Raw genomic sequence first — 12,345 nt, 5'->3', positions numbered from 1 at the left:
CTCCCTGACCGCATCCGAGACCCCATCAGGGCCTTCCCTGGTACTTCGCCGAGGTCGCACGGGCCGTGCCGAGCTTGCCGTACAGACGTCCGCCCGGACATTCCGTGGCGAATCCGTCGCGATGTCCGGCGATGGCGTTGAACCGTACCTTCTTGCCCTTCTTGTACAGGTTTCCGCCGCCTGAGATCAGGTACGACGTGCCCTTCGGGTTCACCCCGTGCAACCCGAGCTTCCAGGCCGTCAGCCGCGCGACGGCCGTCACGACCGCGGCAGGCGGGTTGCTCTTGCTGAAGGTGCCGAGGACCGCGATGCCCATGCTGTTGGTGTTGAAGCCGAGGGTGTGCGCGCCCATGACCGGCTTGGCGACGCCGCCGGCCCGGCCTTCGTAGATGTTTCCGCACTTGTCGACGGCGAAGTTGTAGCCGAAGTCCCGCCAGCCGCTGCTCTTCACGTGGTAGCGGTAGATGCTGCGCAGGACGGACGGGGCCTGCTTGCAGGTGTAGTTGTTGCCGGTGGCGCTGTGGTGGACGAAGGCCGCCTTGATGGTCTTCGTGTAGACGAAGCCCTTCTCGCGGATGCTCTCGTCCGCGCCCCAGCCCTTCCGGGTGATGATCTTGGGACGGGGGCCGATGTACGGCTTGGCCGCGAGCGCGGCCGGAGCGGCCTGTGCGGCGGCCGCGGCGGACTGGGCAGTGTGAGGCGGCTGGGCCGGCCGGGCTCCTTCCGCCACCTCCGCCGCTTCCTGCTGCGGCATGCTCCTCGCCGTGAGTTCCGTCTCCTCCTTCGAGAGGGCCGGGATCCAGGCCGCCCCGTACGGGGCCAGCTGGGCGTTCACCCCGCTCGCCGCCGCCTCCGCCGCGCTCAGGCCGGCCAGGGCGGCCGGAATCCTGGCGCTGCGACTGTGGGGCGCCGGGGCCTCGGGCTCGGCCGGCGCGTCCTGGGCCGGGGCCTCGCCCGGGTCCACCAGTTCGAGCCGGAGGCCCGCCGGGAGCGGTTCCTCCCCCCGTACGCGGATCTCGACGCCGTCGGAGTCGCCCACCCACAGCGGGGCCGTGGAGCCGCGGAGCACCTTGGCGGAGCCCTCGGCGGTGTCGGGGTCGGCGCCGTGCTCGTCGTTGTGGGTCTCCACGTCCTGCCACTCCGACCAGGCGTCGCCGCCGGTGGCGCGGGTGCGGACCTGGACGGTGCCGTGCAGCGGGGCCGTCGGGTCGTCCCAGACGACGCCGACGAGTGAGAAGGGCCTGACGTCGCGTCGGGTGAGCCCCTGCTCGCCCGAGCCTGTCGCCGCGCCGACCAGGGACCGCGTGGCGGCGCCGAGCGGTTCGAGCGGCAGCGACTGGGTGGTGCCCGGGAGTTCGGGCGCGGGTGGCAGTGCGGAGGCGGCCGCCGGTGGCGCCGAGGCCGCCGCCGGCGCGGTGAGGGAGACCGGCAGGGCGAGCACCGCCGCGCAGGTGACGGCGATCGAGGAGGCGAGTGAGGCACGCATGGGCCGATCGTGCGGATCGCCGGGCCGTTCCGCGCGCCGGGAAAGGGCCCGGAAACTGACGGGCCGTCGGTCCGACCGGAGGACGCCGTCACCGGTACGGCGGACCCGCGCGCGCCCGCCCGCGTACGCTGTCGGGCGTGAACGCCAGCGACCGCACCCCCGCCGACCTGCTGCGATCCGCGCTCGCCGCGGACCCCGCCCGCCCCTTGGTCACCTTCTACGACGACGCCACCGGTGAGCGCGTGGAATTGTCCGTCGCCACCTTCGCCAATTGGGTGGCCAAGACGGCGAATCTGCTCCAGGGCGAGCTGTCCGCCGGACCCGGCGACCGGCTCGCGCTGCTGCTGCCCGCGCACTGGCAGAGCGCCGTCTGGCTGCTGGCCTGCTCGTCCGTCGGCGTGACCGCGGAGATCGGCGGGGACCCGGCGGCCGCGGACGTGGTGGTCGCGGGTCCTGACGCCCTGGAGGCGGGTCTCGCCTGTTCCGGGGAGCGGATCGCGCTCTCCCTCGCCCCGCTGGGCCGGCGCTTCCCGGCCGCGCCCGCCGGATACGCGGACTACGCGGTGGAGGTGCCGAGCCAGGGCGACCGGTTCGCCCCGTTCGTACCGGTCGATCCGGAGGCTCCGGCGCTCGTCGTCGACGGTACGGAACGCAGCGGCGCCGAGCTCGTCGAGCAGGCCCGCGCCGACGCGGCGACCCTCGGCCTCGCCCCCGGCTCCCGCCTGCTCTCGGGCCTCGGCTACGGGACCTGGGAGGGCCTCTCGTCGGGCCTGTACGCACCCCTGGCCGCGGGCGGCTCGGTGGTGCTGTGCCGGAACCTGGACCAGCTGAGCGCGGAGGGTCTGGAGAAGCGCATCGAGAGCGAGCGCGTCACGCACACGGCGCTCTGAGCCGCGCGACGAGCACACAGGTCCACCCCCACGCCGGCACCGGCCCCTCCACACCGGCCGAGCGCCCCACCGTCCCGCCCCCACCCCGGTTAGTGCACCGTTCGGCCTAGTACCGCGCCGAGTCCCCGGGTCCCCGTGCCCTCGGCGGTACATGATCGGCCCGGGGGGAGTCGACTCCTTCCGCACAACCATGCGTCGGGTTCGGCCGTCTCCTTCGGTGACCGGTGGACGCCCGGCGCGCCGCCGACGCCTCGAAGGACGGACGCTGACGTGACGGACCGTGCTGGCACGCCCGCCGACCCGGACCCCCCGGCCACGGGGGGCGAGGAGCCGCGCCGGCGCCACTGGCTGCGCTGGACGGCCCTGGGTTGCGCGGTCGTCGTGCTGGCCGCCGCCGGGGTCGGCTGGTGGTTCTACCGGAAGCTCGACGACAACATCACCACGGACACCACCGCCGCCGCCGAGCTGGAGAAGTACGAGAAGGAGCGCCCGCCGGCGGGCACCTCGGCCGCCCGGAACATCCTGCTCATCGGCTCGGACACGCGGGCCGGCGAGGGCAACCGCAAGTACGGCAGGGACCAGGGCACCCAGCGCTCCGACACGACGATCCTGCTGCACCTCGCGGCGGGGAAGTCGAGCGCGACGGCCGTCTCGCTCCCCCGGGACCTGATGGTGACGATCCCGAGCTGCCGCAAACCGGACGGGACCCGCACGCGGGAGCAGTTCGCGCAGTTCAACTGGGCCTTCGAGTTCGGCGGGACGGCGTGCACGATCCGTACCGTCGAGAAGCTGACCGGGATCCGGGTCGACCACCACATGGTGATCGACTTCCGGGGCTTCAAGAAGATGGTGGACGCCGTGGACGGCGTGGAGGTCTGCCTCAAGGAGCCGGTGAACGACCGGGACGCGAAGCTCAAGCTGCCCGCGGGCCGCCAGACGCTCAACGGGGAGCAGGCCCTCGGTTTCGTACGCGCCCGCAAGTCGATCGGCAACGGCAGCGACACGGAACGGATGGACCGCCAGCAGCAGTTCCTCGGCGCCCTCGTCAACAAGGTGCAGAGCGACGGGGTGCTGCTCAACCCGACGAAGCTCTATCCGGTCCTGGACGCGGCCACGAAGGCGGTCACCACGGACCCGGGGCTCGACTCGCTGCGGGACCTGTACGACCTCGCGCGGAACATGCGGTCCATCCCGACCGAGAAGGTGCAGTTCCTCACCGTGCCGCGCCGGTCCTACCGATACGACGCGAACCGGGACGAACTCGTACAGCCCGCGGCGAGCGACCTCTTCAAGCAGCTGCGGGAGGACAGGCCGGTCCTGGTGACGCCCGAGAAGGAGAACGACGGGAAGCCCGACGACCCGGGGTCGCCGCCCTCCGCGACGCCGACCTTCACGGGGCGGAACGCGGCGGAAGGGGTGTGTGAGTAAAGCGCGGGCCAAGGGGAGCGCGGGGAGCGATGAGGTTTGGGCAAATTGCCCGGTTGTAAGGGGCGTGGAATTTGTCACGGACGTCGCCCCACGCTGAACTGGGCGGATAGTGTGACGCGATCCGGTGCACCCGACCGCGTGGTCGCACTCAGCAAGGATCGAACGACCGAGAGAGCGGCGCCCTGTGGGGGAGGCGCCTCGCGTGGCACCGACGGAGGACTCGAGTAACCGTGGACGCGCACAGCCGTGGACGGGCGGACGAGATCGACCCCGCCGACCAGTGGGTCCTGAACCCGCAGACGGGCAACTACGAACTGCGACTGGACCGCTCCGCTGGGCAGTCGCGGCCGCAGGCCCCGTCCCGCCCCCGGAGATCCGCCACCGCCGCACCCGCACAGGCGCCCGCCGAGGCGCCCGTCCCCGGCCAGCGCCGCCGCAGGGCCCCCGAGGAGCCCGCCGGCGGCCAGATCCCGGCGCAGGGCCGCCGCAAGCGCAAGCAGGGCGCCAGCCGCAAGAAGAAGATCCTGCTGTGGACCGGCGGCACGATGGCGTTCGTGCTCGTGGGCGGCGCCGCCGGTGCGTACGCCCTCTACAACAAGCTCAACAACAACCTCGACGTCGTCGACGTCGTCGGCAAGAACACCAACGCCGGCTTCGCCAAGGGCAAGGCCTTCAACATCCTCGTCATCGGCACCGACAAGCGGACCGGCGAGGGCAACGCGGGCTACGGCGACAAGAACAGCCCCGGCCACGCCGACACCACGATCCTCTTCCACGTCTCGAAGGACCGGACGAACGCCACGGCGCTGTCCATCCCGCGCGACATGAAGACGGAGATCCCCGACTGCCAGACGCGCCAGACCGACGGGACCATCAAGACGATCCCCGGCGAGTCCGACGTCCGCTTCAACGTGAGCCTCGGGCAGAGCGGCCGCGACCCCGGCTGTGTCATGCGTACGGTCGAGGAGCTGACCGGCGTGACGGTCGACCACTTCATGATGGCCGACTTCAACGCCGTCAAGGAGATGACGACCGCGGTCGGCGGCGTGAAGGTCTGCGTCGAGAAGGCCGTCAACGACCCGAAGTCGCATCTGAAGCTGCCCGCCGGCGAGTCGGTCATCCAGGGCGAGCAGGCCCTCGCCTTCGTCCGCACCCGGCACAGCTTCGGCAACGAGAGCGACCTGGACCGCATCAAGGTCCAGCAGCAGTTCCTGAGTTCGATGATCCGCCAGATGAAGTCGGACGACACGCTGACGGACCCGGGCAAGCTCCTCGACCTCGCCAACGCGGCGACGAGCGCCCTCACCGTCGACTCCGGCATAGGCGACCTGACCAAGCTCCAGGCCCTGGCCCGCGAGCTGTCCTCGATCGACACCAAGAACATCGCGTTCACGACCCTCCCGGTCATCGACAACCCCGCCGAGAGGATCAGGGCGACGGTCGTCCCCGACCCGGTCAAGGCGCCGCAGCTGTTCGCGATGCTCCAGTCCGACACCTCGCTCACCGAGGTGAAGAAGAAGCAGCAGGACGCCAAGAACGCGCAGGCCGCGCTCCTCAAGGGCACGCGGTCCACCGCCGCCGAGGTGCGCGTCGACGTCTACAACGGCAGCGGCATCCAGGGCGCGGCCCAGTCGACGATCAACTGGCTGCAGAACGACCAGGGCGTGAACCGCTCCACCAACAAGAGCAACGCCCCCGAGAAGGCGGCGAAGACCACGCTCACCTATGCACCGAACCAGGCCGATCAGGCCCGCAAGCTCGCGGACATGATGGGTCTGCCGGCCACGGCTCTCAAGCCGGGCACGCAGGACGCCGGGGAACGCGAGCCCATGACGCTCGTCCTCGGCGCCGACTTCAAGGGCGCGGGGGTGCCCATCACCGGACCGGCAAAGGCGCCGAAGGATCTGGAGAAGGTAGCAGCTGACAAGCAGGTGTGCGCCAAGTGACCCGGAAACACCGGGACTTGACGGACTCCTGACCTGACGAGGGGACCTGGGGTGGGACAGAGCAGCGTGCGTGGGGAGGGAACGCGGAAGAGCGTTCCGCGCGCCCGTGAACTGGGCTGGGACGACGATCTGTACGGCGCGGGCGAAGCGACCGGCGCGGGGGGCGCCGGGTCCGAGGAGGAGGCCTCCTCCACACCGACCCGCGCCGAGCGCCGCCGAGGCGGCGGCAGTGGCGCGGGCGGGCGCGCCGCCGCGCGCCGGCGGGCCAAGAAGACCGGCAAACGCAAGGTGCTGCGCTGGACGGCGATCACGCTGTCGCTGCTGATACTCGGCACGGCCGGCGCCGGATACCTGTACTACCAGCACCTGAACGGCAACATCCGCGGCGGGGCGCGGGCGGGCGGCGACAGCGGCGTGAAGAAGGCCGCGCCGAACGCGCTGGGCGACACCCCGCTGAACATCCTCCTCATCGGCTCCGACAGCCGCGCGGACGCGAAGAACGTCGCCCTGGGCGGCGGAAAGGACCTCCGCAAGAACCCGCCGCTCGCCGATGTGCAGATGCTGCTCCACGTCTCGGCGGACCGGAAGAACGCCTCGGTGGTCTCCATCCCGCGCGACACGATCCTGCACATCCCCGAGTGCAAGAGCGAGGACGGCAGCAAGACCTACGCGGCCACCGACGAGAAGCCGATCAACGAGACGCTGATGCGCGGCGGACCCGGCTGCACCCTCACCACCTGGGAGACGCTCACCGGCGTCTACATCGACCACTGGATCATGGTCGACTTCGCCGGCGTGGTGGCGATGGCCGACGAGGTCGGCGGTGTCCCGGTCTGCGTGAACCCCGGGGTCTACGACCACCCGACGAGGCTGCAGCCCGGCGGTTCCGGCCTGAAGCTGAAGCCCGGGACCACCGAGGTCCAGGGCAAGCAGGCGCTCCAGTGGCTGCGTACCCGGCACGCGTTCGGCAGCGACCAGAACCGCGCCAAGGCCCAGCACATGTACATGAACGGCATGGTCGAGAAGCTCCAGAAGCAGAACGCCTGGACCGACACCGGCCGCCTCACGGGTCTGGCGGAGACCGCCACCAGCGCACTGCAGGTCTCCGACGAGATCAAGTCGGTCAAGGGCCTCTTCGATCTGGCGATGCAGCTCAAGAACGTGAAGCTGGACCGCCTCACCACGGCGAACATCCCGACCGCCCAGTGGTCGAAGGACGAGAACAAGAACGTCCTGGTCAAGGACTCCGCCGAGAAGATGTTCGCGATGCTCCGCGACGACGTCGCCTTCGACAAGAACGGCGACCCGGCCGACGCGAAGCCCAAGCCGAAGCCCTCCGACAAGCCGAAGGCCACCGCCGAGGCGCCCGGTTCGCTCGGCGTGACGGTCCTCAACGGCACCGGCAGCGACACCGAGCCCGCCGCCGAGGGCCGCGCCCGCACGATCACCGAGCTCCTCCAGGGCAAGGGCTTCACGCAGGCCGAGTCCTCCAAGGACGCCGCGAGCCGCAAGGACACCGTGGTCACCTACCCCAAGGCGGACGGCGACCAGGGCAAGGCGAACGCCCAGTCCGTGGCCAAGGCCCTCGGGCTGCCCGACTCGGCCGTCCGCGCCGACGCGAAGGCCCAGGGCCTCACGCTCGTCGTCGGCGCCGACTGGCGCGAGGGAACGGTCTACAAGAAGCCGTCCTCCGAGGCCGGTGACATCCCGGACGGCGCGGACGTCGTCCGCGGCGACGAGAAGGGCTGCATGCAGGTCTTCTCGCCCTACAAGTGGGACGGGAAGAGCCCGACCACCTACTGAGTTCGCGCGCCCGCTGAACGTGCCGACGGCCGGGCCCCGGAAAGGGGTCCGGCCGTCGTGCGTACGGTTCGGTCAGACGCGCTCCGCGGGCACCGCCGGCCGGCGGCTCGCGATGACCTTCCTCGCGAGGGAGCGGGGGCTGGTGAGGAAGCCGTAGCCCCAGGACATGTGCATGGTCGCGAGGGCCACCGGGATCTGGAGGCGGGCCTTCAGCGACAGGCCCTTGCCGGCCGGGACCGAGCCCGCCGTGATCGCGGCCAGGTAGCCCGCCGGGATCACGAGGCCGAGCGGGGTGAGGGCGGCGCCCACGACCAGGCCCGCGGCGATCGCGCAGACGGCGGCCGGCGGCGCCAGGTAGCGCAGGTTGATCGAGCCCCGGTGGTAGCGGGCCACCACGTGCCGCCAGCGGCCGTAGTCCTTGTACTGCCTGGCGAGCGCCTTCAGCGAGGGCCGCGGGCGGTACTGGACGCGGAGCTCCGGCGAGAACCAGATCAGACCGCCCGCCTCGCGGATGCGGAAGTTCAGCTCCCAGTCCTGGGCGCGGACGAACTCCACGTTGTACCCGCCCTGCCGCTCCAGCGCCTCGCGCCGGAACACGCCCAGGTAGACCGTCTCCGCCGGGCCGGCCCCGCCGCCCGTGTGGAAGGCGGCGTTGCCCACGCCGATCTTCGAGGTCATCGCGGCCGCGACCGCGTCCTCCCAGGCGTTCTCGCCCTCGGCGTGCATCACACCGCCGACGTTCTGCGCGCCGGTCTCCTCCAGGAGCCGCACCGCGGTGGCGATGTAGTCCGGGGAGAGCATGCCGTGGCCGTCGACGCGCACCACGACCGGGTGGTGGGAGGCCTGGATCGCCGCGTTGAGCGCGGCGGGCGTCCGGCCGGTCGGGTTCGGCACCGTGATGACGCGGCGCCTGCCCGAGGCGGTCTCGCGGACGAGCTCGGCGGCGATCTCGTCCGTACGGTCCGTGGACGGGCCGAGGGCGATCACCACCTCCATCTCCCCGTCGTACTCCTGCTCCAGGATGTGGCGGACCGAGGTGCGCAGATACCGCTCCTCGTCGAGGACCGGCATGATCACGGAGACGGGGGGCGTGGCGTTCATCGGCCGCCACGTTACCGCGAACGGGGGACAGCGGTGCGCGCCGAGCGGGTGGTGCGCCCTTGCGCTGATCGTATGGGCCTACCGTGCTCACGGTTCCCCTGTCCCACCGCGGAGGTGTCCGTCCGTGCCCACACCGCCCCGCACGCCCCGTCCCCGGCCCGCCGCCCGTCGCGTACCGGTCCGTCGGCGGCGGAGGCGCCCACGGTGGGGGATGCGGATGGCGACGGCGCTCTCCGTGGCGGTTCTCACGGCCGGCGGGATCGGGCACGCCGTCGTCACCGGGCTCGACACCGGGATCACCCGCGTCGACCCCTTCAAGGACATGAAGAACCGGCCCCAGGCGGGCCACGGCATGAACGTGCTGGTCGTCGGGACCGACGGGCGCGACCGGATCACTCCCGAGGAGAAGGCGAAGTACCGGCTCGGCGGTGCGCCCTGTCACTGCACCGACACCGTCATGCTCGTGCACATCTCCGAGGACCGGGAGCGGGCGAGCGTCGTCAGCCTGCCCCGGGACTCGTACGCGGAGATGCCCGAGCACACCGACATGAACAGCGGCCGGAAGCACCGGGCCCACCCGGTGAAGCTGAACGCCGCCTACGCCGAGGGCGGGCCGGGGCTGACCGTGCGGACCGTCGAGTCCATGACGGGCGTCAAGATCGACCACTACCTGGAGGTCGACTTCACCAGCTTCATGCGGACCGTGGACGCGGTCGGCGGGGTGCAGATCTGCACGAAGCGCCCCCTGAAGGACTCGTACACCGGGCTCGACCTCTCCCCCGGCACCCATGAGCTCGACGGCGGGCAGGCCCTGCAGTACGTGCGCTCCCGGCACATCGACGGGGCCGCCGACATCGGCCGCATGCAGCGCCAGCAGCGGTTCCTCGCGGCGCTCATCGAGCGGATGACGAACGGCGGGGTGCTGCTCAACCCGGTGCGGTTCCGTGAGGTCGCGACGACGATGCTGGGGTCCGTACGGGCCGACGAGGACTTCGGTACGGATCAGCTGCTCGCCCTCGCCAAGGCGATGCACGGCTTCACCCCGGCCTCGTCGGAGTTCGTGTCCGTGCCCATCGGCGACATGAGCTTCCCCGTGAAGGGCATCGGCTCGACGGTGAAGTGGGACGCGGCGAAGGCGCAGAAGCTGTTCCAGTCGCTGCGGGACGACCGGCCGCTGGCCCAGGCGGCCCCGTCGGAGACCTCCGGGAAGGCGCCCGGGGCGGTCGTCGTGGACGTGCCGCCGCGGACCATCCGCGTCCAGGTCTACAACGGGACCCGGACCGACGGGCTCGGGCGGAAGGTGGACGACGCGCTGCGGGCGACGGGGTTCGACACGACGCGTACGCCGATGACGGGGGCCGGGAAGGAGCGGGCTCGGACGGTCGTCGAGTACGACCCCCGGTGGGACCGGTCGGCCACGTCGCTCGCGGCGGCGTTGCCGGGGGCGGAGTTGCGGGCGGTGGCCGGGCGGGGTGGGACCCTGCGGGTCACTGTGGGCGGGGACTACAAGGGGGTTCGGGCGGTGCGGGCGGAGGAAGGCGGGCGGCCGTTCGACGCCGTCACCGGGGACCAGGTGGTGTGCCCGTGACCCCGGTCGGGGGCGTCAGTCCTCGTAGCCCTCTGCTGCTCGGCGTTCGCGGAGGTCCTTGATGGCCTGGCGGCGGGCCAGGCGGTGGGTGCGGCGGATCTGGGCTTCCTGGTTGCGGCGCTTGTCCTGTTCCGTCTCCGGGATGACCTGGGGGACCCGGCGGGGCTTGCCCTCCGCGTCGACGGCCGCGAAGACGAGGTAGGCGGAGCCGACCTGGGTGGCGGGCGTGGACTCGTTCCAGCGCTCGGCCATGACCCGTACGCCGACCTCCATGGAGGAGCGGCCCGTCCAGTTCACCTGGGCCTTGACGTGGAGGAGGTCGCCGACGCGGACCGGCTCCAGGAAGGCCATCTCGTCCATCGAGGCCGTGACCGCAGGGCCGCCCGAGTGCCGGCCCGCGACGGCGCCCGCCGCGTCGTCGACCAGCTTCATGATCACGCCGCCGTGCACCGTCCCCAGGAGGTTGGTGTCGTGGCTCGTCATGATGTGGCTGAGGGTGGTGCGGGAGGCGGAGGTCGGCTTGCCCGGGATGTCGCCCGGGGTATCGCCCTGATCTGTCATGCCCTCCACCATATGCCGGGTCCTGACGCGGTCGCCGTTCGGTCCGCTTTGCATCAGCTTGGCAACAGCAGCGGTCCGATCTTCTACCCGGACTGTCGCCCGTAATGGGCCTCCCGGCACACTGGTCCACATGAATGACTGGCCTGATGAGCCCCAGGGACCCCGCCGGATGAGCCATGTGCAGCGCCCGCAGGTTCCGCAGCAGCCGCCGCGTTCCCAGCAGGGCTACGGCCAGGGCCCCCAGGGTGGTGGCCAGGGGTACGACCCGGACTTCACCCAGGCGCGGAACCAGGGGTACGACTCCGGTTACAGCTCCGGCCAGGTGTACGGCGGCTCCCAGAACCACGGCGGTGGCGGCCGGGGCGGCGTCCCTCCGCAGTACGCGCCGTCCGGTCCCGGCCGTCCCGCGCCGGACTGGCGCAAGCGGATCAAGGTCGGCTCGATCGTGCTCGTGGTCGGCGTCCTCGCCTGGGGCATCGGCACCTACGCCTGGGCCAGCTCGCAGATGCGCAACGAGGTCGATCTCTCCAAGGTCATCGAGCGGCCGGAGGAGGGCGACTGCACGACCTATCTGATCGTCGGCTCCGACAGCCGTGAGGGCATGTCCGCCGAGGAGAAGAAGAAGCTCCACACCGGTTCCGCCGAGGGCAAGCGGACCGACTCGATGATGATCCTCGCGGCCTGCTCCAGCGGGAACACGATGGTGTCGCTGCCCCGTGACTCCTGGGTGACGATCCCGAACTTCGTCGGCTCCGAGTCGGGCAAGTCGTACCCGGCCCGCGGCGGCTCCAAGCTGAACGCCGCCTACGCGATGGACGGCCCCGAGCTGCTCGTGCGGACCGTCGAGTACAACACCGGCCTGCACATCGACCACTACGCCGAGATCGGCTTCGCCGGCTTCGCGAACATCGTGGACGCGCTCGGCGGCGTCGAGCTGAACATCGAGAAGGGCTTCAAGGACAAGAAGTCCGGCGCCGACTTCCAGGCGGGCAAGCAGACCCTCAACGGCGAGCAGGCCCTGGCCTTCGTCCGCACCCGGTACGCCTTCGCCCAGTCGGACCTCCAGCGGACGAAGAACCAGCAGAAGTTCCTCTCCGCCCTCGCGAACCAGGCGGCGACGCCGGGCACGATCCTCAACCCGTTCGCGCTGTACCCGACGCTCGGCGCCGGTCTGGACACGCTGATCGTGGACAAGGACATGTCCCTGTACGACCTCGGGAAGATGTTCTTCGCGATGAAGGGCATCAGCGGCGGCGACGGCAAGTCCATGAACATGCCGCTCGCCGGCACCGCGCCGCAGAACTCCCTGAAGTGGGACATGCCGAAGGTGAAGCAGCTCGTCGAGCAGATCAAGAACGACGAGCCGGTCACGGTCGAGTCCGACCGCTGACGGATGCGGGAAAGGGGCGCTCCTCCTCTGCGGAGAGCGCCCCTTCTTCGTGCTGCCTTACGGGAGGTTGCGGGCCATGACGATGCGCTGGACCTGGTTGGTGCCCTCGTAGATCTGGGTGATCTTGGCGTCGCGCATCATGCGCTCGACGG

Annotated in this window: 10 protein-coding genes; 6 read left to right on the top strand and 4 right to left on the bottom strand. The window is 71.1% G+C overall.

Going from position 1 to position 12,345, the window contains the following annotated elements:
* Window positions 1-25 precede the first annotated feature (25 nt).
* A complete protein-coding gene (locus ABT041_RS37380) occupies window positions 26-1,486 on the bottom strand; it encodes a peptidoglycan recognition protein family protein (RefSeq protein ID WP_351193187.1) in 1,461 nt (486 codons plus the stop codon).
* A gap of 137 nt (window positions 1,487-1,623) precedes the next feature.
* On the opposite strand from ABT041_RS37380, the gene ABT041_RS37375 reads away from it, so the two are divergent.
* From ABT041_RS37375 to ABT041_RS37360, 4 genes are all read left to right on the top strand, one after another.
* Complete coding sequence (locus ABT041_RS37375) at window positions 1,624-2,376, top strand: TIGR03089 family protein (RefSeq protein ID WP_351193185.1); 753 nt, start codon at window positions 1,624-1,626, stop codon at window positions 2,374-2,376.
* 270 nt (window positions 2,377-2,646) lie between these two features.
* Window positions 2,647-3,804 carry an LCP family protein gene (locus ABT041_RS37370; protein WP_351193183.1) on the top strand — a complete coding sequence of 386 codons (1,158 nt, stop codon included), beginning with the start codon at window positions 2,647-2,649 and terminating at the stop codon, window positions 3,802-3,804.
* A 230-nt stretch (window positions 3,805-4,034) separates the two neighbouring features.
* Window positions 4,035-5,750: an LCP family protein gene (locus tag ABT041_RS37365; protein ID WP_351193180.1), complete on the top strand. Its 1,716-nt coding sequence runs from the start codon at window positions 4,035-4,037 to the stop codon at window positions 5,748-5,750.
* A gap of 51 nt (window positions 5,751-5,801) precedes the next feature.
* The gene (locus ABT041_RS37360; RefSeq protein WP_351193178.1) at window positions 5,802-7,553 is read left to right on the top strand and encodes an LCP family protein; all 1,752 of its coding nucleotides are present in this window, start codon (window positions 5,802-5,804) and stop codon (window positions 7,551-7,553) included.
* 72 nt (window positions 7,554-7,625) lie between these two features.
* On the opposite strand, the gene ABT041_RS37355 is transcribed toward ABT041_RS37360, so the two are convergent.
* The gene (locus ABT041_RS37355; RefSeq protein ID WP_351193176.1) at window positions 7,626-8,654 is read right to left on the bottom strand and encodes a glycosyltransferase family 2 protein; all 1,029 of its coding nucleotides are present in this window, start codon (window positions 8,652-8,654) and stop codon (window positions 7,626-7,628) included.
* Window positions 8,655-8,778: 124 nt separating this feature from the next.
* Here ABT041_RS37355 and ABT041_RS37350 point away from each other — a divergent pair, with 124 nt between their 5' ends.
* The gene (locus ABT041_RS37350) at window positions 8,779-10,242 is read left to right on the top strand and encodes an LCP family protein (RefSeq protein WP_502976702.1); all 1,464 of its coding nucleotides are present in this window, start codon (window positions 8,779-8,781) and stop codon (window positions 10,240-10,242) included.
* 15 nt (window positions 10,243-10,257) lie between these two features.
* Here ABT041_RS37350 and ABT041_RS37345 read toward each other — a convergent pair whose 3' ends face one another.
* Window positions 10,258-10,803 carry an acyl-CoA thioesterase gene (locus ABT041_RS37345; RefSeq protein WP_351193172.1) on the bottom strand — a complete coding sequence of 182 codons (546 nt, stop codon included), beginning with the start codon at window positions 10,801-10,803 and terminating at the stop codon, window positions 10,258-10,260.
* Between the two features lie 169 nt (window positions 10,804-10,972).
* Between ABT041_RS37345 and ABT041_RS37340 the strand changes: the two genes are divergently transcribed.
* The gene (locus tag ABT041_RS37340) at window positions 10,973-12,193 is read left to right on the top strand and encodes an LCP family protein (protein ID WP_351193169.1); all 1,221 of its coding nucleotides are present in this window, start codon (window positions 10,973-10,975) and stop codon (window positions 12,191-12,193) included.
* Between the two features lie 57 nt (window positions 12,194-12,250).
* Here the strand turns inward: ABT041_RS37340 and ABT041_RS37335 are convergent.
* On the bottom strand, window positions 12,251-12,345 hold a 95-nt coding region (locus ABT041_RS37335; protein ID WP_132919430.1), incomplete at its 5' end, for an acyl-CoA dehydrogenase family protein.

Origin of the sequence: Streptomyces sp. NPDC002825, from assembly GCF_040295385.1 — a bacterium.
In the GTDB taxonomy this organism is placed as follows: Bacteria; Actinomycetota; Actinomycetes; order Streptomycetales; family Streptomycetaceae; genus Streptomyces.
The sequence above is the reverse complement of the archived record's forward strand: the minus strand, read 5'-3'. Positions and strand labels throughout refer to the sequence as shown.

Coding starts and splice junctions, on each gene's coding strand:
- ABT041_RS37355 (WP_351193176.1), bottom strand. CDS start 8,654: ATGAACGCCACGCCCCCCGTCTCCGTGATCATGCCGGTCCTCGACGAG.
- ABT041_RS37380 (WP_351193187.1), bottom strand. CDS start 1,486: ATGCGTGCCTCACTCGCCTCCTCGATCGCCGTCACCTGCGCGGCGGTG.
- ABT041_RS37345 (WP_351193172.1), bottom strand. CDS start 10,803: ATGACAGATCAGGGCGATACCCCGGGCGACATCCCGGGCAAGCCGACC.
- ABT041_RS37340 (WP_351193169.1), top strand. CDS start 10,973: ATGAGCCATGTGCAGCGCCCGCAGGTTCCGCAGCAGCCGCCGCGTTCC.